The organism is Aeromonas sp. sif2433 (assembly GCF_019218705.1).
Classification (GTDB): Bacteria; Pseudomonadota; Gammaproteobacteria; order Enterobacterales; family Aeromonadaceae; genus Aeromonas; species Aeromonas encheleia.
Window position 1 is genome coordinate 168,589 of sequence record NZ_JAHUXD010000006.1, and the last position, 23,087, is coordinate 191,675.

Genomic DNA, 23,087 nt, shown 5'->3' on the forward strand with positions numbered 1-23,087 from the left:
CCAAGAATGAGAGATAACGAGTCACAAAAGTGAAAGATGCAAGGTCATATGAACCAGGAAATAACAGCGAATGAAGCGCAAGACAATGCCGAGCGGCAGCGTCAGCATGTGAAGCGCAAGCAGGAAACCCATAGTCGGCTGCAGTGCTGGATCAGCAATCGCCACGCGCAGCGGTTGCAGGAACTCGGTCACCATCTGGAAGACAGTCAGGCGTCGCTTATTGAGCAGGCTATTGATCTGCTCTACCAACATGAGCTGGTGCCACAGATCCGCTCCGAGCAGGCGTTGGCGGAGACTATCGAATAATATGCCGAACGCTCGAACATAAAAAAAGCCAGGTACGAATTCCTTGTACCTGGCATAGGGGAATTGGCTCCTTGCAGAGCCGTGCGCTAATTGATATGCGGATTGCCTTAAGCTTAGACAAGGCTAGAGGCATTTCAAGATCTGACTAAAAGTTCAAACAGAGTGTGGGTTTTCCAGACTCGATCAGGTTTTACACTCGCGGCAACGCCCTGGTTCAGAAGGCAGTCTTGCTCCGGCTGCCAGCCTGTTTAGGCCTCAGATGTTGAACAGATTGTTGTCACGCACCAGCTCGCGGGGCAGGGCATTCTTGATGCGACTCCCGACCCATTTCCCCATCCCCAGCGGATGTCCCTGATAGCGGACGATCACCTCGCCAGTACCAGCCTCCAGCTCGGGCCAGACATCCCGCCCCATCATGAATTCACGGGCATTGGCGACATCCAGCTCGACGAATCCCCGGGTGGCCAGACTGCCATAGGCCAGCGCCCATTCGTGGGTCACTCGATAGCCCTTCTTGAAGGTCTCCGCCAACTTGATGCCGATGCGGTCGAAGCGCAGCTTGCCCCGCACCTGTTCAAACGCCTGGGGGAAGAGCCAGATCTCGTCGTTGCGACCGGACAGCTGACCGCGCGGAACTATTCCGAAGCTCGCCTCAATCTCGCGCAACATGGGCTCGGCCTCTTTCACCGGCAACGGGGAGAAGGGGAACTTGCCGAGCCTGCCCGGCTTGAACATGGTGTTCGGCACAGAGTGATGCTTGCGCAGCCTGGCGACGAAGAAGCCCTCGCTGTCGAAGATCTGGGGCCAGACATGCAGGTAGCCTTCTGCGGTGCAGGCTTGCTCGGCACCCGGGAACAGACCGGCAAGGGAGTCGAAGCTCAGGGCATCGCCGAACTGGTCCAGCAGGGACTGGCAGATGGCCTGGTTCTCCTGCTCGCTCAGGGTACAGGTGGAATAGACCAGTACACCGCCCGGTTTGAGCGCATGGAAGGCACTCTCCAACAGGCCCTGCTGCACCGCGGCGATCTCATCGATGCTCTCTATGCTCCAGTTGCGCAGGGCATCTTCGTCCTTGCGCACAGTGCCTTCTCCCGAGCAGGGGGCATCGAGCAGGATGGCATCGAAGGTCTCCGGCAACCACTGGCCAAACACCTTGGCATCGAAATGGGTCATGCCCACGTTGGTCACGCCACAGCGCTGGATGTTGGCACTGAGTACCTTGAGCCGGCTGCTGGAATATTCGTTGGCGATCAGCATCCCCTGGTTATCCATCAGGGCGGCGATCTGGGTAGTCTTGGAGCCCGGCGCCGCCGCCGCATCCAGCAACATGCCATCCCGCTTGATCTTGTCGCTCGCAAACAGTGCCGCCACCGGCAGCATGGAGCTCGCCTCCTGGATGTAGAACAGGCCGCTCAGGTGCTCGGCGGTGTTGCCGAGGGGCACTGTCTCATCGGCGCGAACCAGCCAGAAGCCGGTCTCACACCAGGGTACGGGATCCAGCTGCCAACCCAGCCCCTGCATCCGCGTGACAAAGGCCGGCACTGTGATCTTGAGGGTGTTGACCCGGATGCTGCGCCGCAGCGGTCGCCGACAACTCGCCACAAACTCCTCCATGGAGAGGTGCGCCGGCATGATGGCCGCGATATGGCGTAGGAAGTGATCGGGAAGATAGGTGTTATCGTGCACGGCGCAGTCTCGCTGACCCAAAATGAGGGGCCATATCCTATCACAGGATAAGGGTTTTCTTTAGCGAGCTTGCTGGATGGCGTGGGAGAGCAGAATGAACAAACCCGGCAGAATGCCGGGTTTGGAGATAACAGCAGAGGAGGATCAGGGCTGGATGCGGGGGCTCCACTCCAGCCACTCTTTCTCCGCCTTGCCATACAGCGGATAGCGGTGGCCAGCCTTGACGGTCGGCCCCATCTCCCGCTCCGGGGTGTTGAAGGCGATGCCGCCGGCCAGCAGGCTCTGCACGGTTTCCACCTCTATGGTGCCACCGGTCAGACCGATGTCGGCCTTGACGCCGGACACGTTCCAGAAGCGGCTGTTGGCGCGCACCAGATGGGCGTACTCCCGATCGATGCTCACGTCGATCAGCACCTCGCTGCCGTCCCGGGCCAGTGCCACCCCGGTGACACTGCCGACCATCATTTTGCGGAACAGCAAGGGGCTGCCGACGCTGATGCCGCTGACCGACGGGCTCCTGAGGGTCAGTGCCAGCCCGATGGGGCCGCTCTGGCTCAGGGGGAAGCGATCCTTGCCCGCGCCCTGGCCCGGGCTCGCCTCGACGAAGGATCCCTTGATCAGGGTATCGAGATGGGCGACGCCGCCCAGCCCCAGCTTGGCCTGTACCAGGGTGAACCTGGCTCCGGACTGCAGGAAGCGCGCGGCGTACTGCTCATCCAGCTCGGCCTTGAAGCTCACCTGACCGAGGGAGGGGTCCAGTTCGATCTGCTCCACCTTGCCGATGTCGACCCCCCGATAGCGAATGGGGCTGCCCACCCCGAGCCCGGGATTGCGCTCGGCGGTCAGCGTCAGCGTCCGCACCCGGGTTCTGGCCTGCTCCTTGCTGTCGAACAGCTGATGACTGCTGCGGCCGGTGCCGAGCCGATCAAATTCGATGCCGCCGCGCAGCAGGGTGGCGAGGTTCCCCATCTTGACCTGTACCCCGTCCAGCCGGATCTTGCCGTCGATGGCCGCTTTCTTCCAGAACTGGGGCTGTTGCTTGAGCAGGGGCGCATAGACGGCATCGATCTCCAGGGTGATCTCCACACCGCGGTCATCCGCCTTCAATCCCTTGACCTTGCCGGCTTCCAGTCCCAGATAGAGGACCGGCGAGCCGATGCTGACGCCATCCGCCTGCTCGGCGCGCAGCAACCAGCGTTGCGGCCTGGCGTTGCGGGTGCCAAGCAAGGCCAGTTCCTGACTGGGGTAGAGCCGGTCGATGCGCTCACCCGCGGGGGCCTGGACCAGCTTGATCCCGCCCGCCAGCCAGGCGCTCGCCGGGCTGGTGTCCACCTTGATACCGCTCAGATTGGCCTCGATCTGCAGGGGAGAGGCGCGATAGAAACGCGCCCCCTTCAACAGGTGACTATGGTTCTCGTTCACCAGCAGGCTGACGCTGGCATTGCCCTTGGCATCCAGGGTCAGGGGACCCACCTGGCCGATCTGCAGGCCTTTGAACCATAGCGGCGCGCCTTCACTCAGGCCGGCGAGATCGTCGGCCTGCAGGGTCACCTTGATGCCGCCGCGCTGGGCCTGACTCTCCAGAGTCATGGTGCCGACCCTGGCACCCGCCACGTAGTCGAGCCGGATGGCCGGCCCCGCCAGCAGGCGATCCGCGTGCTTGAGTCCACTCGGGGAGAGCGACACCGTCTCCCAGACGAGGCGGCTCTTGCCGGTCACTCTAAATGCCTGCTCCGGGTTGACCAGGGCGGTGACGATCCGGCCCTGCTCGGTCAGGCGGATGGGGTCAACCCTGCCAATCTCGATCCCCTCATAGAGGATGGGCATCCCTTCCTTGATCGGCAGATCACCCGCCTGGATGCTGATGCGCTCACCCCGCGCCGCTTCGGCCAGTCCCTTGTAGAGGGTGAAGTTCAGCCCCTTCTGGGCGACCGGCGACTCTTTGGGGGAGTCGAACGCTATGCCGCCACTCAGGATGGAGGCGAGGCTGCCGGCCTCCACATTGACGCCAGCCAGACTAAAGGAGCCCTTGATGCCGCTGATGTTCCAGAAGCGGGTGTCCATCTTGACCAGGTGTTCGAAGCGCGGCTCGATCACCAGATCCAGGATCACATTCTGGTTGTCCTCGCTGAGGCGGGTGTTGATGACGCTGCCGACCTCGAGCCCGCGGAAGTAGATCTTGGCACCGATGCCGACCGATCCCAGCGAATCGGCGGTCAGGTGCAGGGTCCGCCCCTGGGCCTGATAACCGGGGGGAGGGCCGTCCTGGGCATCAAACTCATCCTCCAACGGGTTGTTGTCCCGGCCTGGCTGCAGGTTGATGTAGTTGCCGGAGACCAGGGTATCGAGGCCGGAGATCTCGGTCAGTGAGGCCTTGGGGCTCACCAGCCAGAACGCGGAGCCCTTGCGGATCAGCGGCCGGGCACGGCTGTCTATCTTGGCCAGCACCGCTATCTTGCGACCATCCTGAGCCAGTACCAGCTCCTGCACCACCCCGATGGCGACCCCCTGATAGCGTATCTGGGTCTTGCCCGGCAGAATGCCGTTGCCCTGGGCAAAGTTGATGCGAATGATCTGACCACTGCTCGTCCACTGCTGGTAGATGAAACCGCCCGCCAGCAGCAACGCTATGACGGGCAATAACCAGACTGGGGATAACCAGCGATGTTTCTCGATGACGGGTTCAGCCCCGATCATAACGACTCCTTATTGGCTGTGATAAACAGCGCATCCGATACAGACGAAAAAAGCATTAGCGGGACGCCTTGTCCCATAACAGGCGGGTGTCGAGCATGCGGGCCGACATCATGGTGAGCACCACCACGCCGGCGAAGGCGGTGGCCCCGGGGCCCGCTCGCACGTTGAGCAACACGCCGCGATCCACCAGGGCCACCATCAGCGAGATGACGAACAGATCCAGCATGGACCAGCGCCCGATGAAATCGATGATGCGATACATGATGAGCTGGCGCTTGCGCCGCACCGGCTTGGCCCGCTGCAACTGCCAGCAGATCCAGCCCAACCCCAGAATCTTGCCAATGGGGACTATGATACTCGCGGTCAGCACTATGGTGGCGATGCCCGACATCTTGCTGCGATAGAGCGCCATGATACCGCTGAAGATGGTATCGGACTGCAGCAATCCCTTGTTGTAGAAATGGGTGATGGGCAGCAGATTGGCGGGCAGCAGCATGAAGGTGGCCAGCGCCAGCAAGCCCCATGACCAGGCCAGCGAATGGGGGATGCGCATCTGCAAGGGGCTGTGGCAGCGGGGGCAACTCAGCGAAGGCTGATAGCGCACCAGCAGGCCGCAGGTGTGGCAACGGCACAGCCCCAGCTCACGGGCGCTGGTCGGGATCATGGTTTTGCTCCTGCGAGGCTGCTTGCAAGGGTATCCGCTCCCAGTAGGGGGCGGGGTCAAACAGGATCAGCAGCGTCATGTTGAGCAGCATCAGGATCCCGAGGCTCAGCAGGCCGCCCCCCAAGCGCACATCGGCGATGTCGATGAGCTTGAACAGCGCGACCAGCAGGCTGACGATGTAGACCTCCAGCATGGCCCAATGGCGGAACACCTCCACCATCTTGAGGGTCAGGGCCAGTATGCCCCAGCGTTTGGCGAGACCGGAGGCGAGCGCAAAGATCCCCAGCAGCAAGCCGGTCGGCGCCAGCGCGGCGCACCAGAGCACCAGAGCCGCCACCCAGAACTCGCTCTCATCCAGCAATACCATGATGCCCTTGAGCAGGTTGGCATCGGAGTTGACCCCGGCCAGGCGCAGGTAGATCAACGGCTCAAAGAAGGCGGAAGGCAACAACAAAAAGCCGGTGATGGTGAGTGCCATCAGCTGGGAAGGGCGAAAGGCATAGCGCCCGTAGAGGTGCTGATGACAGCGGGGACAATGGGCATGCCGGCGCAGCGGCAGCAACTTGCGTTCGATCAGCAAGTCGCAGGCCGGGCAGACGAGCACGGAATGGGGATCCGACATACGATTCAACCTGTTGAAGGAATTGATGAAATTTACCCTAAAAGTGCTCTCCTGTCTTGTTTGGGGCAGGTCGGCGGCCATAAGAAGAGCGGCTCGCCGGCCAGCTGCCAGGGGAAGGGGACATGGCATCCACCCAACAGCGCCGTACAGAAGAAGGCTGCGGCCCAGTCACGATGGGATCTCAGCATCCCGAAGCATCGGCTCATGGCGTTATTTGCAATGCTGTATATACGTACATATACTTATACTCACTATCATGAGGAGGACGCCACTATGGCCGTTGAGATCAAGTATGTTGTCGTGCGTGGGGGAGTGGAGAAGATGACCTTTGCCAGCAAGAAAGAGGCGGATGCCTATGACAAGCTGCTGGATACCGCCGATGAATTGATGACGCTGCTGGCCGGGGCCCCCGTCCAGCTGACGCCCGAGCAGCAGGAGAGCCTGGCCTTTTACCTGGCCGAGCAGCGGGATCTGCTGCAAAACGTGCTGCGCGGTGGCAAGGGGCAGGGGATCAGCCCCAAGGAAGAGAAGGTGGACGTCGAGAAGCCCAAGGGAAAATCCCTCAAGAGTGTGGCCTGAGGCGAGGAGGGCGGGGTGATCTCCTGACAACTCAGATCCGCACCTTGTCTATTCATAAACTTAGAATTCACAGTCATTTTTATCGATATTCACCCGGGGAAATTTCCAACCAGGGTGCATATCCATTGAATAATGTCATGTTGCGCCGCAGCCTGAGACACTAACGCGACCGACCGGCAGTCTATGCCAGAGCAGTCCAGCCGACCCTGATGCCGATAACCCCATTTATCGGCATCAGGGTCGAGCGGCCCCCAATCTCACTTCAGTCCACAAGAACCACAAGCGCTACCATGATCCATCCGTCACTTCCGCCCGCCATGCCGCTGTTCGACAACTTGCTCCATCTGGAGGCGGGCAACCCCCAGGTTAACCAGTATCTGGCCAATCTCAGCCTGGGCGGCGTGCCCGACGCCGGCCTGGTCTATGAGCTGGCCGTCGACTGGCTGCTGGAGCAGCGCCATAGCGAGAACAACTACAAGACCTATCGCAGCGAGCTGACCACCTTCCTGCATTGGTGCTTCAGCGAGGTGGCCATCAGCCCGAAGGATCTCACCAGGCGCATCATGATGCGCTATCTCGACTACTGCCAGGCACCGCCGCAGGCGCTGATCGCATATCGTAACGTGGCCCAGTTCCTGCTCGACAAGGAGTGGGGTGAGCGACTGCCCAACCCCCAGTGGCGGCCATTCCTGGGCAAACGGGAGCTGGGCCTGGAGCTGCCATACCGCCTAAGCGAGCAGGCGATGAAGACCAAGCTCGCCATCTTGTCGGCCTTCTTCCAGTTCCTGATCCAGGAAGAGTACATGGACCGCAATCCGGCGCTCTTGTTGCAGCGGGTGAAACGGCCCGTCAGCCAGGATGCCGACGATCAGGGCCAGTCTTTTACCGAATTGCAGTGGTCCTATGTGATGCAGGCCACCGAACAGCTGGCGGACGAATGCCCGGCCCAGCACGAGCGCAGTCGGTTCCTCATCAGCCTGATGTATGCCTGCTATCTGCGTATCTCTGAGGTGGCGGCCAGACCCGGCTTCAGCCCGGTTATGAGCCAGTTTCGCCGAGACAGCAAGACGGGTGTCTGGGGCTATTACATTCCACGCAGCAAGGGCGGCAAGCGGCGCACCGTGGCCGTATCCCAGGCCTTGCTGGAGGCACTCAAACGCTACCGCACCTTTCTGGGGCTCTCGCCGCTGCCTGCGCCCAACGAACAGACACCGCTCTTCGTCCGCCACAAGGCGGCAGCCCACGGCCGGGAGCAAGGTGAGCTGAATGCCAACCTCGGGATCCGCCAACTGCGGGATCTGGTGATGACGGTACTGGAGCAAGCGGCCAACCTGGCAGAGCTGGACGGCTTTCCCCAAGATGCGGCCGAGATGCGCCAGCTGACGCCACACTCCATCCGCCATACCGGCATCACCCACGACATCAACTTGCATGGCCGGCCGCTGTCCCACGTCCAAGCAGATGCGGGACACGACAGCATCGACACCACCTCCAAGTATCTGCACACCGGCAACAGCGAGCGCCACGAAAGCGCCAACCATAAACCGCTGGATCGTCTGCATGAATAACCGCGCATAATGTCCTGTGGTTATGTTGAAGACTCGGCCCCCTGCAACAATCCCGAAGGGGGCAGGGGGCTCCCGCAGGGATGTTTAATATAACCCGCATTGTGCGTCGGCCTCGGCCCCATGGCGCAGCCATACAAGGCGGCCCATTGATGGCCATTGTCGTGACGTAGGCAGGCCCGCCGAAACGTCTTTGTGGTGCCTCTGTGAGCCCTTGAGCCCCCTTCCTCTGCCAAACCGGTCTTTGCTTCCCCGATAGTGCGTCCAGCAGCGAGATTCACCTGTCGAAGACAAGCGGCACTCACGGCAGCGTTTTTTGGTCGTAAAAAACCCCGCCGCTGGGGCAGGGTCTTTTTGCTGGTCTGAGTCCGAGGGCCAGTAACACTCGGACTTTGGTGCGGAAACCCGCACTACAACCGCTTCTTCTTCTTCAGATACTCGGTGTAATCCTCTTCTGATACGTTCTGCAATCCCTTCAAAATCAATATCTTAAGAACCTCCGTATCCTTTAACGCGGCTCGAGTGGTCGTGACAGCCTTCACTGTCTCGGATTCCACTTTCCTCCATGTCGCGTCATCAATGTGTTTGGTAGGCATTTCTATCACCTTTTCAGTACATCACCTCTTTATTCTAACGAATTTGAATCTAAGAACTCATCTTTCTTGACTTATCAGAACTTAGATTCCAAGATTACGCCATTATCTAATTTCTGAGAAAATCAGATGTTCCTCGACTGGCTAACCATAGAACAGGATTTCGGGTTTCAGCTTCCACTTCTGGATGGCAACGCCTACGCCCGCTTGGTGATAGAGGAGGGGGAGGTGGTCGAAACCGGCGCGCTCTGCGCACCTGCTTTTTCGCACAAGGGCTCGTTCTGTGACAGCGTGCTGATTAAGGTGAACGGTTCATCCATTCGCATGTCTGGCAACCCGTCCCGCTGGGGCAGGCTCGATAACCTCTGGGGCCATCGTTCACTGGATGCCTGTGTCGCCGTTTACAACGATATTCTCCGCGATATTTATGGTCACTGTGACCAAATACCCCAGTTCACTAAATGCACTCAGGTATTCACCAGTCAGGCCACTAATTCAAACCCAACTCCATTCGAGGTGTCAGATGGTGCAATTATTCGAGAGTTACACATCACTGAAAATATATCTCTCGGCGCTGGCAATGAGCGCGATTATATTTGCGGCCTTTCCACTCTTCGCTATCGCAACTCTATTCCTCGACTTCATACAGATGGCAATTCAGTAGATTGGCTGTCAAAGCTGGGTAACGCCGCCCTTATCTACCCAACCGTTTATAACAAGGCGTATGAACTTGAATTGCATTCCCTCGGTAAAATTGCCCGTAACTTTGGCGATGATTCTGACGAAATGCGCCACATTCAAACATTGATTGGCTATTGCCGTGACGCTGGGATTGTCCGCTTCGAACTCAAACTTAAAAGCAAATACCTTCAACGCAACGACATGCAATATTGGGGCTTCCATAAATTCGACCCCCTTAATTCATTGATGGACGACTTCGTAAACCTTGACAAAAAGCTGAGTGTGACCGCCATGGACTTTGAAACTATCTCTGAGCGTCTTATTGCGCTGGGCATCGTGGATACCACCCGTGCCGCAAACACCACTGCCATGTATGCCCTTCAATGGATGCACGGCCAGAACTTCGACCCCAATAAGCGACAAGTTAAACAGCATCGCGCCCGCCTTCGTCAAATTGGTATCGATATTGCCACCAAATGCAATATCTCGAAATTCAGTCCGGTATACGTCACCGCTTCCCGTGAGGTGAAATCGAATATCGCCAATCCTCCTAGCTGGTACGTAATGCCGCAAACTCTGAGGGCTGTAGCATGATAACCGCCGTTAATGGCTATATCGGTCAGGCCATGACGACCGCCCACGCCTTCCTCAAGGATTATTGCGAGCACTGCCACTTGCGCATTTATGTTTGTGACGGACCTTTTTATAACAACTGCGCTCGTAAATCTTGCGTTGACTCCCGCAAGGCTCTTGAGCAGATGAAATATATAGTCCAGTGGGAAACCTTCGAAGCCGAAACTAAAACTCGCCGCTTCGAAGATGCTTGGGGCTGCTACTCCTTCGTTAATTCAATTCGCGAACAAGTCGCCGACCTGTTCGTAATACACCCCGACGGCTCGTCCGTTGAACTCCGCCAATAAGGTACTCACACATGAAAATCGAAATCGTATCTGACAAAGTAACAGTGAAATCCGGTACCAGTCAGCGCACCCAAAAGCCGTATTCCATCCATAAGCAGGAAGGCTTCCTTTTCACTGAAGGGGCCAAATATCCCGTTCGCTTCGAGTTCAACCTCGCCGATGGCGCAACCGCCTTTGCGCCCGGCATGTACAAGCTCGACGAATCCAGTTTCTTTGTCGACCGCTTCGGCGCCCTGTCGCTCTCTGGTCAGCTCGTTCTGCTGCCCATTGCAGCCGGTCAGCCCGCAACCCGCGTCGCCTGATTTACCCCGCTGCTTGCTCAAGGTGAAGGGCAGGAAGCCAACCCAACGAAAGGAGAATCACCATGCAAAATCAACAACCGACTACCGCTCAAAAACTGCTGTTCAAAATCACCGCTGGCGCTACTGCTGCCGGTTTGGCCGTCCCAGCCTTCGCTGAATTCGACATCACCGACGCCCTGGCCGTTCTGGCCTTGGTCGCCGCTGCTGTCGGGTCTGTTGGCGTCATCGTACTCGGCGTGTACGCCTCCATCATGGGTTACAAGCTCATCCGCAAGGCGTTTTGAGGCAAGGGGGTGCTGTCATGTCGTATCAGTACAAGGCGCTTTGCTACGGCACCCCTGAATCCCTCTTGTCAGCTATGGCCTCTGACATGTCGGGGGCGGGGGTCTCATCTGATGGGGCTCCCGTTTCTTTTTACACGGTCGTTGATGGCGCAACCCTCAAGACCGTTACCAGCACTGGTTTCACAACCATCATGACCCCTGAGCTTGTCGATTGTCAGCTCATCACTCTCCCGCAAACCATCGTCATTTGCACCGCCATCATTTCAGCCTGGACGCTTGCCTATGGTTATCGGCTCTTGCGCTCTTCCATGCATACAGGTGGTGGCGATGACTATTGACGCGATATTGGTTGCCGTTGGCATCCTCGGTACATTCCTTATTCTCTACACGGGGAGGTAACATGAAATACCTTATATTTCTGGTAACACTTTCCTTCTCGTTTATTTCCAGCGCCGCTTATACCGATATGGTCATTGAAGGCGTGAAACAATCCAATGGCGTCTGGACAACTGCTGGTGTGATGGATACCCAAGGCTTTGTACGCACCACCGCTCAGGTTTCCGTATATGGCACGACTAAGAATCTCCCTGTCGCTATGGCTGCCGATACCGCTGCCGCTGGCGCCATGCTTCGTGGGGCAGCTCGTCTTGCTGGCCCTGTCGCGCTTGCTGCTGCTGCCTATGACGTTTACCAGTGGGCCACTGCAACCGATATTAAGCCTTGTGATGTTTCGTTTTGCATCGGCACTCCGACCGTTGTTGTTCCTGATGAAATGGATTCCCTCGGCTGTAATTACGTTGACACAGGCAATAACATCAGAACCCATCTTGCCCCGCTGGCATATTCCGCCTGCATGCAAATGAGCTATAACAACATCAAAACCTATATGATGGGCCCCGGTTACACCTTCAACTATTTGAATGTTTCCGGTGCAACTCCAAAGCCAGGATATACCGACCCGAGCCGCGACATGCTTTTTGATACAACATTCACGGGTCGCGCCACTCATACCAACGGCTATGTTTACAATTATTCCAGAACTGTCACTTATGTAGTCAGGCCGCCATCATCCCCCTTTACTTATTCAAACCCGACTGCAACCGATGCCGATTTCAATAAGCTTCCAAATCCGCCCATTCCGCTTATTATTTCCGGCTGGACTAAAATACCCTCTCTAATTGGTCAACCTACGCCTATTAAGTCCACTGACTTCACACCATTTTCTGAGTGGATGAGCGACCCTTATTTTAAGGATGGCAACTGGTGGCGTGACCGCATGGACGTTTCCCCTGCACCTTTACCTGGCCAGCCAACTCGTGTTCGAATTGATATTGGCCCCGTTAAGCTGGAAGGTATGACTGACCCCACGGTCAAACCCGATGACACTCCCGCAAACAATTCGACCGCACCCAAAGAGCAGACGAAATTTTGTGATGACAACCCTATGTCTATTGCTTGCGCCGAAATGGGGGAGCTTGAAGAGGAAGAGCTGGAAACAAAAGAAATACCCGTTAACACCTCTTATTCCCCGTGGGGCTCATCAAACTCAAATTGCCCACAACCTAGAGTGGTAAATATATTCGACGGCAAAAGTTTTTCTATTAGCTATCAGCCGACCTGTGATTTTGTAACCATGCTCAGGCCTTTGCTTATCGGTCTCGCGCTTGTCGCTGCTGCTTATATTATTGGTGGCTTCGGTCGCTCAGGGGGAGGGGAGTAATATGAACATTGCCGCTTGGTTATTATCCATTTCCGGCCCAATCATCACTCGGGTACTTATCCAGCTTGGTATCGGTATCGTTAGCTACGCCGCTGTTTCCGCTGCGGTAGGCGCCCTCATAAATAGCGCCAAGTCGTCTTACTTGGGATTGCCATCCGACATTCTCGCCATTCTGGCTATGTCGGGTGCAAACGATGCGCTCGGCATTATCGCTGCCGCCATCACCGCCCGCTTAGCCCTTCAAGTCACTAAGAGGTTCCAAATCAAATGATAACCCTTATTACTGGCGTACCCGGGGCGGGCAAGACCCTGTATGCCGTTGACCAAATCTTGCAGCCAGAAGCCAAGGCTGGTCGGCAGCTTTACGTTGATGGCATTCCGGATTTGCTCATCACTCACGAACCTGCACCTGACCCGATGGACTGGCACAACTGGGCACCTCAAGGGGCTCATATCGTCATAGATGAGGTTCAACGCATCTGGCGTCCTGAGTCTGCTGGTAAGGCTATTCCGCCGTCGATTGCTGAGCTCGAAACTCATCGCCATCGTGGTCTTGATTTCACGATTATGACGCAGCACCCTAACCTGATTCATTCCAACGTACGCCGCTTGGTTGGTCGCCATATTCACGTTCGCCGTACCGCGCTTGGCGTTGTCGTGTATGAGTGGAGTGAGTGTAAGACCAACCCAGATACTGCTTGGCGTACCGCGCTGACCAAGTTGCGCTGGAAGCACCCCAAGAGCTCCTTTGGGCTATACAAGAGCGCCAGTGTTCATCAGAAGGTGAAATTCAGGCTTCCCAAAGCCATCTGGCTCATTATTATTCCAATGCTCATCCTGCCGTTTGCTGGCTGGTTTCTTTACGGCATCCTGGCTAATCCGTTATCTAAGGCTGCTTCTTCTGCTGGTCGCCCTCAACAGTCTCAACAACCTCAGCCAGGAGCGTTGAATCTAAGCCCCCAGTCATCAGCTGAAATTCCGCAGTTGGCCGCACAGCCGGCACCAGAGGTTGATATTCGTGAGCAATTCATTCCGCGCATTCATGGCCAACCCGAAACGGCGCCGGCTTATGACAATTTGCGCGTGGTGAAATCCATGCCACGCATCACAGCTTGCATGGCCAGTGACACTAGCTGTGTTTGCTATACCGAGCAGTCGACTCGCGTTGATATGACCGAGGGCCAATGTCGGCAGCACCTTGAGCGCAGGGCTTACGACCCATACAGGGATGCGGCGGAGCCGCGCGCTGTGGGGGGCGGAAGCACGAGCACTGTGCCGCCGCCAGCTACCGAATCGTGAGGCGTTATCTCTTACCGCCAACCCTGATGCCGATAACTAGCTTTATCGGCATCATCTTTTATTAGCCTGTAAAGCCGGCATTCCACCCTTTGGGTGACCGCGCATAATGTCCTGTGGTTATGTTGAAGACTCGGCCCCCTGCAACAATCCCGAAGGGGGCAGGGGGCTCCCGCAGGGATGTTTAATATAACCCGCATTGTGCGTCGGCCTCGGCCCCATGGCGCAGCCATACAAGGCGGCCCATTGATGGCCATTGTCGTGACGTAGGCAGGCCCGCCGAAACGTCTTTGTGGTGCCTCTGTGAGCCCTTGAGCCCCCTTCCTCTGCCAAACCGGTCTTTGCTTCCCCGATAGTGCGTCCAGCAGCGAGATTCACCTGTCGAAGACAAGCGGCACTCACGGCAGCGTTTTTTGGTCGTAAAAAACCCCGCCGCTGGGGCAGGGTCTTTTTGCTGGTCTGAGTCCGAGGGCCAGTAACACTCGGACTTTGGTGCGGAAACCCGCACTACAACCGCTTCTTCTTCTTCAGATACTCGGTGTAATCCTCTTCTGATACGTTCTGCAATCCCTTCAAAATCAATATCTTAAGAACCTCCGTATCCTTTAACGCGGCTCGAGTGGTCGTGACAGCCTTCACTGTCTCGGATTCCACTTTCCTCCATGTCGCGTCATCAATGTGTTTGGTAGGCATTTCTATCACCTTTTCAGTACATCACCTCTTTATTCTAACGAATTTGAATCTAAGAACTCATCTTTCTTGACTTATCAGAACTTAGATTCCAAGATTACGCCATTATCTAATTTCTGAGAAAATCAGATGTTCCTCGACTGGCTAACCATAGAACAGGATTTCGGGTTTCAGCTTCCACTTCTGGATGGCAACGCCTACGCCCGCTTGGTGATAGAGGAGGGGGAGGTGGTCGAAACCGGCGCGCTCTGCGCACCTGCTTTTTCGCACAAGGGCTCGTTCTGTGACAGCGTGCTGATTAAGGTGAACGGTTCATCCATTCGCATGTCTGGCAACCCGTCCCGCTGGGGCAGGCTCGATAACCTCTGGGGCCATCGTTCACTGGATGCCTGTGTCGCCGTTTACAACGATATTCTCCGCGATATTTATGGTCACTGTGACCAAATACCCCAGTTCACTAAATGCACTCAGGTATTCACCAGTCAGGCCACTAATTCAAACCCAACTCCATTCGAGGTGTCAGATGGTGCAATTATTCGAGAGTTACACATCACTGAAAATATATCTCTCGGCGCTGGCAATGAGCGCGATTATATTTGCGGCCTTTCCACTCTTCGCTATCGCAACTCTATTCCTCGACTTCATACAGATGGCAATTCAGTAGATTGGCTGTCAAAGCTGGGTAACGCCGCCCTTATCTACCCAACCGTTTATAACAAGGCGTATGAACTTGAATTGCATTCCCTCGGTAAAATTGCCCGTAACTTTGGCGATGATTCTGACGAAATGCGCCACATTCAAACATTGATTGGCTATTGCCGTGACGCTGGGATTGTCCGCTTCGAACTCAAACTTAAAAGCAAATACCTTCAACGCAACGACATGCAATATTGGGGCTTCCATAAATTCGACCCCCTTAATTCATTGATGGACGACTTCGTAAACCTTGACAAAAAGCTGAGTGTGACCGCCATGGACTTTGAAACTATCTCTGAGCGTCTTATTGCGCTGGGCATCGTGGATACCACCCGTGCCGCAAACACCACTGCCATGTATGCCCTTCAATGGATGCACGGCCAGAACTTCGACCCCAATAAGCGACAAGTTAAACAGCATCGCGCCCGCCTTCGTCAAATTGGTATCGATATTGCCACCAAATGCAATATCTCGAAATTCAGTCCGGTATACGTCACCGCTTCCCGTGAGGTGAAATCGAATATCGCCAATCCTCCTAGCTGGTACGTAATGCCGCAAACTCTGAGGGCTGTAGCATGATAACCGCCGTTAATGGCTATATCGGTCAGGCCATGACGACCGCCCACGCCTTCCTCAAGGATTATTGCGAGCACTGCCACTTGCGCATTTATGTTTGTGACGGACCTTTTTATAACAACTGCGCTCGTAAATCTTGCGTTGACTCCCGCAAGGCTCTTGAGCAGATGAAATATATAGTCCAGTGGGAAACCTTCGAAGCCGAAACTAAAACTCGCCGCTTCGAAGATGCTTGGGGCTGCTACTCCTTCGTTAATTCAATTCGCGAACAAGTCGCCGACCTGTTCGTAATACACCCCGACGGCTCGTCCGTTGAACTCCGCCAATAAGGTACTCACACATGAAAATCGAAATCGTATCTGACAAAGTAACAGTGAAATCCGGTACCAGTCAGCGCACCCAAAAGCCGTATTCCATCCATAAGCAGGAAGGCTTCCTTTTCACTGAAGGGGCCAAATATCCCGTTCGCTTCGAGTTCAACCTCGCCGATGGCGCAACCGCCTTTGCGCCCGGCATGTACAAGCTCGACGAATCCAGTTTCTTTGTCGACCGCTTCGGCGCCCTGTCGCTCTCTGGTCAGCTCGTTCTGCTGCCCATTGCAGCCGGTCAGCCCGCAACCCGCGTCGCCTGATTTACCCCGCTGCTTGCTCAAGGTGAAGGGCAGGAAGCCAACCCAACGAAAGGAGAATCACCATGCAAAATCAACAACCGACTACCGCTCAAAAACTGCTGTTCAAAATCACCGCTGGCGCTACTGCTGCCGGTTTGGCCGTCCCAGCCTTCGCTGAATTCGACATCACCGACGCCCTGGCCGTTCTGGCCTTGGTCGCCGCTGCTGTCGGGTCTGTTGGCGTCATCGTACTCGGCGTGTACGCCTCCATCATGGGTTACAAGCTCATCCGCAAGGCGTTTTGAGGCAAGGGGGTGCTGTCATGTCGTATCAGTACAAGGCGCTTTGCTACGGCACCCCTGAATCCCTCTTGTCAGCTATGGCCTCTGACATGTCGGGGGCGGGGGTCTCATCTGATGGGGCTCCCGTTTCTTTTTACACGGTCGTTGATGGCGCAACCCTCAAGACCGTTACCAGCACTGGTTTCACAACCATCATGACCCCTGAGCTTGTCGATTGTCAGCTCATCACTCTCCCGCAAACCATCGTCATTTGCACCGCCATCATTTCAGCCTGGACGCTTGCCTATGGTTATCGGCTCTTGCGCTCTTCCATGCATACAGGTGGTGGCGATGACTATTGACGCGATATTGGTTGCCGTTGGCATCCTCGGTACATTCCTTATTCTCTACACGGGGAGGTAACATGAAATACCTTATATTTCTGGTAACACTTTCCTTCTCGTTTATTTCCAGCGCCGCTTATACCGATATGGTCATTGAAGGCGTGAAACAATCCAATGGCGTCTGGACAACTGCTGGTGTGATGGATACCCAAGGCTTTGTACGCACCACCGCTCAGGTTTCCGTATATGGCACGACTAAGAATCTCCCTGTCGCTATGGCTGCCGATACCGCTGCCGCTGGCGCCATGCTTCGTGGGGCAGCTCGTCTTGCTGGCCCTGTCGCGCTTGCTGCTGCTGCCTATGACGTTTACCAGTGGGCCACTGCAACCGATATTAAGCCTTGTGATGTTTCGTTTTGCATCGGCACTCCGACCGTTGTTGTTCCTGATGAAATGGATTCCCTCGGCTGTAATTACGTTGACACAGGCAATAACATCAGAACCCATCTTGCCCCGCTGGCATATTCCGCCTGCATGCAAATGAGCTATAACAACATCAAAACCTATATGATGGGCCCCGGTTACACCTTCAACTATTTGAATGTTTCCGGTGCAACTCCAAAGCCAGGATATACCGACCCGAGCCGCGACATGCTTTTTGATACAACATTCACGGGTCGCGCCACTCATACCAACGGCTATGTTTACAATTATTCCAGAACTGTCACTTATGTAGTCAGGCCGCCATCATCCCCCTTTACTTATTCAAACCCGACTGCAACCGATGCCGATTTCAATAAGCTTCCAAATCCGCCCATTCCGCTTATTATTTCCGGCTGGACTAAAATACCCTCTCTAATTGGTCAACCTACGCCTATTAAGTCCACTGACTTCACACCATTTTCTGAGTGGATGAGCGACCCTTATTTTAAGGATGGCAACTGGTGGCGTGACCGCATGGACGTTTCCCCTGCACCTTTACCTGGCCAGCCAACTCGTGTTCGAATTGATATTGGCCCCGTTAAGCTGGAAGGTATGACTGACCCCACGGTCAAACCCGATGACACTCCCGCAAACAATTCGACCGCACCCAAAGAGCAGACGAAATTTTGTGATGACAACCCTATGTCTATTGCTTGCGCCGAAATGGGGGAGCTTGAAGAGGAAGAGCTGGAAACAAAAGAAATACCCGTTAACACCTCTTATTCCCCGTGGGGCTCATCAAACTCAAATTGCCCACAACCTAGAGTGGTAAATATATTCGACGGCAAAAGTTTTTCTATTAGCTATCAGCCGACCTGTGATTTTGTAACCATGCTCAGGCCTTTGCTTATCGGTCTCGCGCTTGTCGCTGCTGCTTATATTATTGGTGGCTTCGGTCGCTCAGGGGGAGGGGAGTAATATGAACATTGCCGCTTGGTTATTATCCATTTCCGGCCCAATCATCACTCGGGTACTTATCCAGCTTGGTATCGGTATCGTTAGCTACGCCGCTGTTTCCGCTGCGGTAGGCGCCCTCATAAATAGCGCCAAGTCGTCTTACTTGGGATTGCCATCCGACATTCTCGCCATTCTGGCTATGTCGGGTGCAAACGATGCGCTCGGCATTATCGCTGCCGCCATCACCGCCCGCTTAGCCCTTCAAGTCACTAAGAGGTTCCAAATCAAATGATAACCCTTATTACTGGCGTACCCGGGGCGGGCAAGACCCTGTATGCCGTTGACCAAATCTTGCAGCCAGAAGCCAAGGCTGGTCGGCAGCTTTACGTTGATGGCATTCCGGATTTGCTCATCACTCACGAACCTGCACCTGACCCGATGGACTGGCACAACTGGGCACCTCAAGGGGCTCATATCGTCATAGATGAGGTTCAACGCATCTGGCGTCCTGAGTCTGCTGGTAAGGCTATTCCGCCGTCGATTGCTGAGCTCGAAACTCATCGCCATCGTGGTCTTGATTTCACGATTATGACGCAGCACCCTAACCTGATTCATTCCAACGTACGCCGCTTGGTTGGTCGCCATATTCACGTTCGCCGTACCGCGCTTGGCGTTGTCGTGTATGAGTGGAGTGAGTGTAAGACCAACCCAGATACTGCTTGGCGTACCGCGCTGACCAAGTTGCGCTGGAAGCACCCCAAGAGCTCCTTTGGGCTATACAAGAGCGCCAGTGTTCATCAGAAGGTGAAATTCAGGCTTCCCAAAGCCATCTGGCTCATTATTATTCCAATGCTCATCCTGCCGTTTGCTGGCTGGTTTCTTTACGGCATCCTGGCTAATCCGTTATCTAAGGCTGCTTCTTCTGCTGGTCGCCCTCAACAGTCTCAACAACCTCAGCCAGGAGCGTTGAATCTAAGCCCCCAGTCATCAGCTGAAATTCCGCAGTTGGCCGCACAGCCGGCACCAGAGGTTGATATTCGTGAGCAATTCATTCCGCGCATTCATGGCCAACCCGAAACGGCGCCGGCTTATGACAATTTGCGCGTGGTGAAATCCATGCCACGCATCACAGCTTGCATGGCCAGTGACACTAGCTGTGTTTGCTATACCGAGCAGTCGACTCGCGTTGATATGACCGAGGGCCAATGTCGGCAGCACCTTGAGCGCAGGGCTTACGACCCATACAGGGATGCGGCGGAGCCGCGCGCTGTGGGGGGCGGAAGCACGAGCACTGTGCCGCCGCCAGCTACCGAATCGTGAGGCGTTATCTCTTACCGCCAACCCTGATGCCGATAACTAGCTTTATCGGCATCATCTTTTATTAGCCTGTAAAGCCGGCATTCCACCCTTTGGGTGACCGCGCATAATGTATATTATGTTAAATGATATAATCTTGTTTCCTGTTCCCGCTAATTGAACTGTGTATAATGGAAACAATTGATCCTATCCCCGACCGGATGTCTTAAGTGGCTGAATTAACATCAGAACAATTAAAACCCGCTTTTGCGATTGAGCAGTTTCCTACGCTCAGCGAGCTCGACCCCATCCCTTTTGCCGCCTTACAACCCAGAGCCATTTCTGGCATCAAACGACTGGCCAGTTTCGACGGTGACTGCCCGGTCATGCTGCTCAACGGCTTCCCCGGGGCCGATTATGAGAATGTCTGCCAGACGCTGATCGCCGCCTCCAATGGCAAGGATGGCGACCTGTTCGATCTCTGCTACACGGAGAACCTCAACAATCCGTTCAAGCCCATCTGGCTGCGTCTGCAACCCAGCAGCGGTTTCGAGTTTTGCGAGATGGTTGGCGAGCTGCTCAAGCTGATGAGCCATCATCTGGATGCAGAGCGTCTGGTCACCCGGATCATCCGCAAACAGAAAAATGACCCCAAGATCGTGGATTTTCTCTCCGATCTGGCGGCACACGTGGCTCAGGGGCTCGAATTCCAGCATCCGGTGCTCATCAATCTGTTGATCCATCATGAGGACCAGCAAGCCCCCGTCATTTATGGCCGGGACCTGAACTGGGACACCCTGTTCGGTTCGATCAACTACCAGACGGAACAAGGCTCGGTCTATGCCAACCAGCATCTGCTGGAGCCGGGCCTGCTGCGAGAAGCCAACGGTGGCTATCTCATCCTGCAGCTCGACGAGCTGCTCGATCAGCCCCATCTCTGGTTCAAGCTCAAGAATGCCATGCAAAAAGGCGAGTTGGACTGGAACGCCTATCAGGAAGGCAAGACCCTGACCCCCTTCTTTACCCCTGAGGCCACCCCGATCCGGTTCAAGCTGATCCTAGTAGGCGACCGCCTAGAGGTGGCCGAGTTCCAGATGCTGGACAGGGACATGTCGGAGCGTATCTTCCTGCGGGCCGATCTGGTGTCAGAAGTGAACATCGAAGAAGATCTGCCCGAGTTCCTGCAATACTTGGCCTGGTTGCGGCTGCGCTGGAACCTGCTGGACTTCACTCCGGGTGCCCTCCTCGCTCTGTGCCGCCATGCCAGCCGCCTGTGCGACCATCAGGAGTGGCTCGCCCTCTCCGAGGTGCAACTCGGCGCCATCATGCGCATGGCCGACAGCCTGGCTCGCGAGCTGGAGGCAACGACCGTCACCGACGAGCACATTCTGCTTGCCCTGGAAGAGCAGGATTACCGCCTCAACTATCTGGTGGAGCAGTCGGATCAGGGGGTCATCGATGGTCAGATCCTGCTGCAGACCGACGGTGAGGAGATCGGTCAGATCAACGGCCTGTCCGTCATTCAGGTGGCCGGACACCCCTATGATTTCGGTGAACCCGTCCGTCTGACCGCGACCGTGCACCTGGGGGATGGCGATGTGGCGGATATCGAGCGCAAGGCCGAGCTGGCTGGCCACATTCACGCCAAGGCGATGATGATCATCCACGGTTATCTCTCTAACAAGTTTGGGGCCGAAAACCCCTCGCCGCTCTCGGCCAACCTGGTGTTCGAGCAGTCTTACCACGAGATCGACGGCGACAGCGCCTCCCTGACCGGTCTGTGCGCCCTGCTCTCCGCCCTCGCCCGCCAGCCCATCTCCCAGCGCTTCGCCGTGACCGGCGCGGTCGATCAGTTCGGTAATGTGCAAGCTGTGGGTGGCGTGAACGAGAAGATCGAAGGCTTCTTCCGGGTGTGCAAGATCCACGGCATCACCGGCAAGCAAGGCATTATCCTGCCCGGCACCAACGCCCAGCAGCTCAACCTGTCCGATGAGGTGATTGCCGCCGTCGAGGCGGGTCAGTTCCATATCCATCCGGTGGATCATGTGGAAGAGGCCATCGAGTTGCTGACCGGCTGCGTGGCGGGTGAGCCGGATATTCCGGATACCCTGTTTGGCCGGATCCAGGACAGACTGGATGAACTCAATGGCACCGCCCCCAAGAGCGGGCTGCTGCGCAGCCTGCTTGGCCGCCTATTCGGCCTGTAAATAAAGAGATCGGAGTTGTTTAGCGCACAACTGTACGCTAAATTGGCCCAGCTTTGACTCATATGAAGGATAAACAGCGTGACCCTAGATAACGACACCATTCAGCCCCGCCTTTCCCTGTGTGAACAAGGCAAAGAATCCTTTACCCGTGACGAGCTGCTTGCTTGCAGCCGCGGCGAATTATTCGGTGAAGGTAACAGCCAACTGCCCGCCCCCAACATGTTGATGATGGATCGTATCGTCAGGATCACCGACAACGGTGGCGAACATGGCAAGGGCGAGATCATCGCCGAACTCGATATCACCCCGGACCTCTGGTTCTTCGACTGTCATTTCCCGGGTGACCCCGTCATGCCAGGCTGTCTGGGTCTGGATGCCATGTGGCAGCTGGTTGGCTTCTTCCTGGGCTGGAAGGGTGGTCCGGGCAAAGGCCGCGCCCTCGGCGTGGGTGAAGTGAAGTTTACCGGTCAGATCCTGCCGACCGCCAAGAAGGTCACCTACAAGATCACCTTCAAGCGGGTCATCAATCGCAAGCTGGTCATGGGCATCGCCGATGGCGTGGTCGAAGTGGATGGCCGCCCCATCTACAGCGCGACCGACCTGAAAGTGGGCCTGTTCAAGGACACCACCGCATTCTGATATGTGACCTGCGCGCATAAGGTCAAGGGGCTGAACATGGCCCCTTTTCCTTTTTCAGGATGGGTGACCAGAGTGATCTTGCTCGAGAGGGAGCTTCTCGGGGAAACGTAAAGGGGCCAGCACGGCCCCTTTCCTTTTTTGATGAGTGATGAAGTCTCGGTTACTTCATGAAGAGGCCTGAGCCTCGCCCCTCCATGGCGTCGCGCCAACCACCAAGCCAGTGCCCTCTGGCATCCAGGCATTGGTACGGACACGCTTCTTTCTGTTTGCCGACTACGCCAGCCTGATAACCACGAGCGCGAGCTCTTTCCAGACGGTCCCGTTTCTGTCTCTTCATCATCTACGACCCTCTTCGTGGAACAAAAAAGCGACCAAGTTTTCACCGGTCGCTTTCATCTTTACCCCACGGGGGGAACAGGGTCAAACAAAAAATGTCATGCTATTCCGGCATTGT

Annotated in this window: 26 protein-coding genes; 21 read left to right on the forward strand and 5 right to left on the reverse strand. The window is 55.9% G+C overall.

Annotated features, from left to right (window positions below):
* Window positions 1-48 precede the first annotated feature (48 nt).
* Window positions 49-306, forward strand: a complete 258-nt coding sequence (locus tag KW825_RS11250; protein WP_042654858.1) for a RepB family protein — start codon at window positions 49-51, stop codon at window positions 304-306.
* Between the two features lie 255 nt (window positions 307-561).
* On the opposite strand, the gene rsmF is transcribed toward KW825_RS11250, so the two are convergent.
* The 4 genes from rsmF to KW825_RS11270 all read right to left on the reverse strand — a co-directional run bounded on the left by rsmF (window position 562) and on the right by KW825_RS11270 (window position 5,975).
* Window positions 562-1,992 (reverse strand): 16S rRNA (cytosine(1407)-C(5))-methyltransferase RsmF, encoded by a 1,431-nt coding sequence (rsmF, locus tag KW825_RS11255; protein ID WP_218329255.1) that lies wholly within the window; start codon window positions 1,990-1,992, stop codon window positions 562-564.
* Window positions 1,993-2,136: 144 nt separating this feature from the next.
* Window positions 2,137-4,689 carry an MlaD family protein gene (locus tag KW825_RS11260; protein WP_218329256.1) on the reverse strand — a complete coding sequence of 851 codons (2,553 nt, stop codon included), beginning with the start codon at window positions 4,687-4,689 and terminating at the stop codon, window positions 2,137-2,139.
* 55 nt (window positions 4,690-4,744) lie between these two features.
* Window positions 4,745-5,353 (reverse strand): paraquat-inducible protein A, encoded by a 609-nt coding sequence (locus KW825_RS11265; RefSeq protein WP_042654755.1) that lies wholly within the window; start codon window positions 5,351-5,353, stop codon window positions 4,745-4,747.
* Window positions 5,331-5,975, reverse strand: coding sequence for a paraquat-inducible protein A (locus KW825_RS11270; protein WP_218291412.1), 645 nt, complete (start codon window positions 5,973-5,975; stop codon window positions 5,331-5,333). The genes KW825_RS11265 and KW825_RS11270 overlap by 23 nt, the downstream gene beginning before the upstream one ends.
* A 273-nt stretch (window positions 5,976-6,248) precedes the next feature.
* Between KW825_RS11270 and KW825_RS11275 the strand changes: the two genes are divergently transcribed.
* The 20 genes from KW825_RS11275 (at window position 6,249) to fabA (ending at window position 22,633) form a co-directional block, all read left to right on the forward strand.
* Window positions 6,249-6,554: a YebG family protein gene (locus tag KW825_RS11275; RefSeq protein WP_042654753.1), complete on the forward strand. Its 306-nt coding sequence runs from the start codon at window positions 6,249-6,251 to the stop codon at window positions 6,552-6,554.
* Window positions 6,555-6,871: 317 nt separating this feature from the next.
* Entirely contained in the window at window positions 6,872-8,122 is a 1,251-nt protein-coding gene (locus KW825_RS11280) for a tyrosine-type recombinase/integrase (RefSeq protein ID WP_218329332.1), read from the forward strand.
* Window positions 8,123-8,841: 719 nt separating this feature from the next.
* Window positions 8,842-9,987 (forward strand): phage/plasmid replication protein, encoded by a 1,146-nt coding sequence (locus tag KW825_RS20560; protein WP_256353837.1) that lies wholly within the window; start codon window positions 8,842-8,844, stop codon window positions 9,985-9,987.
* Window positions 9,984-10,313, forward strand: a complete 330-nt coding sequence (locus tag KW825_RS11290; protein ID WP_218329257.1) for a hypothetical protein — start codon at window positions 9,984-9,986, stop codon at window positions 10,311-10,313. The genes KW825_RS20560 and KW825_RS11290 overlap by 4 nt, the downstream gene beginning before the upstream one ends.
* A gap of 11 nt (window positions 10,314-10,324) precedes the next feature.
* On the forward strand, window positions 10,325-10,615 hold the full coding sequence (locus KW825_RS11295; RefSeq protein ID WP_218329258.1) for a single-stranded DNA-binding protein: 291 nt from the start codon (window positions 10,325-10,327) through the stop codon (window positions 10,613-10,615).
* 62 nt (window positions 10,616-10,677) lie between these two features.
* A complete protein-coding gene (locus KW825_RS11300) occupies window positions 10,678-10,899 on the forward strand; it encodes a major capsid protein (protein ID WP_218329259.1) in 222 nt (73 codons plus the stop codon).
* A gap of 17 nt (window positions 10,900-10,916) precedes the next feature.
* On the forward strand, window positions 10,917-11,237 hold the full coding sequence (locus KW825_RS11305) for a hypothetical protein (protein ID WP_218329260.1): 321 nt from the start codon (window positions 10,917-10,919) through the stop codon (window positions 11,235-11,237).
* A 62-nt stretch (window positions 11,238-11,299) separates the two neighbouring features.
* Window positions 11,300-12,619: a virulence factor TspB C-terminal domain-related protein gene (locus KW825_RS11310; protein ID WP_218329261.1), complete on the forward strand. Its 1,320-nt coding sequence runs from the start codon at window positions 11,300-11,302 to the stop codon at window positions 12,617-12,619.
* Between the two features lies 1 nt (window position 12,620).
* Window positions 12,621-12,890: a DUF2523 domain-containing protein gene (locus KW825_RS11315; protein ID WP_218329262.1), complete on the forward strand. Its 270-nt coding sequence runs from the start codon at window positions 12,621-12,623 to the stop codon at window positions 12,888-12,890.
* Window positions 12,887-13,918 carry a zonular occludens toxin family protein gene (locus KW825_RS11320; protein WP_218329263.1) on the forward strand — a complete coding sequence of 344 codons (1,032 nt, stop codon included), beginning with the start codon at window positions 12,887-12,889 and terminating at the stop codon, window positions 13,916-13,918. Before KW825_RS11315 ends, KW825_RS11320 begins: the two co-directional genes overlap by 4 nt.
* A gap of 816 nt (window positions 13,919-14,734) precedes the next feature.
* Window positions 14,735-15,880, forward strand: a complete 1,146-nt coding sequence (locus tag KW825_RS20565; RefSeq protein ID WP_256353837.1) for a phage/plasmid replication protein — start codon at window positions 14,735-14,737, stop codon at window positions 15,878-15,880.
* Complete coding sequence (locus KW825_RS11330; RefSeq protein WP_218329257.1) at window positions 15,877-16,206, forward strand: hypothetical protein; 330 nt, start codon at window positions 15,877-15,879, stop codon at window positions 16,204-16,206. Before KW825_RS20565 ends, KW825_RS11330 begins: the two co-directional genes overlap by 4 nt.
* Before the next feature lie 11 nt (window positions 16,207-16,217).
* On the forward strand, window positions 16,218-16,508 hold the full coding sequence (locus KW825_RS11335; RefSeq protein ID WP_218329258.1) for a single-stranded DNA-binding protein: 291 nt from the start codon (window positions 16,218-16,220) through the stop codon (window positions 16,506-16,508).
* Between the two features lie 62 nt (window positions 16,509-16,570).
* A complete protein-coding gene (locus KW825_RS11340; protein WP_218329259.1) occupies window positions 16,571-16,792 on the forward strand; it encodes a major capsid protein in 222 nt (73 codons plus the stop codon).
* A 17-nt stretch (window positions 16,793-16,809) separates the two neighbouring features.
* On the forward strand, window positions 16,810-17,130 hold the full coding sequence (locus KW825_RS11345; protein ID WP_218329260.1) for a hypothetical protein: 321 nt from the start codon (window positions 16,810-16,812) through the stop codon (window positions 17,128-17,130).
* A gap of 62 nt (window positions 17,131-17,192) precedes the next feature.
* Window positions 17,193-18,512, forward strand: a complete 1,320-nt coding sequence (locus KW825_RS11350) for a virulence factor TspB C-terminal domain-related protein (protein ID WP_218329261.1) — start codon at window positions 17,193-17,195, stop codon at window positions 18,510-18,512.
* 1 nt (window position 18,513) lies between these two features.
* Window positions 18,514-18,783: a DUF2523 domain-containing protein gene (locus tag KW825_RS11355; protein WP_218329262.1), complete on the forward strand. Its 270-nt coding sequence runs from the start codon at window positions 18,514-18,516 to the stop codon at window positions 18,781-18,783.
* On the forward strand, window positions 18,780-19,811 hold the full coding sequence (locus tag KW825_RS11360) for a zonular occludens toxin family protein (protein ID WP_218329263.1): 1,032 nt from the start codon (window positions 18,780-18,782) through the stop codon (window positions 19,809-19,811). Before KW825_RS11355 ends, KW825_RS11360 begins: the two co-directional genes overlap by 4 nt.
* Window positions 19,812-20,017: 206 nt before the next feature.
* Window positions 20,018-21,994, forward strand: a complete 1,977-nt coding sequence (locus KW825_RS11365; RefSeq protein WP_218329264.1) for a Lon protease family protein — start codon at window positions 20,018-20,020, stop codon at window positions 21,992-21,994.
* Between the two features lie 78 nt (window positions 21,995-22,072).
* Window positions 22,073-22,633, forward strand: coding sequence for a 3-hydroxyacyl-[acyl-carrier-protein] dehydratase FabA (gene fabA, locus KW825_RS11370; protein ID WP_042653781.1), 561 nt, complete (start codon window positions 22,073-22,075; stop codon window positions 22,631-22,633).
* A gap of 160 nt (window positions 22,634-22,793) precedes the next feature.
* Here fabA and rmf read toward each other — a convergent pair whose 3' ends face one another.
* Window positions 22,794-22,973, reverse strand: a complete 180-nt coding sequence (rmf, locus tag KW825_RS11375) for a ribosome modulation factor (protein ID WP_005315693.1) — start codon at window positions 22,971-22,973, stop codon at window positions 22,794-22,796.
* Between the last annotated feature and the right edge of the window lie 114 nt (window positions 22,974-23,087).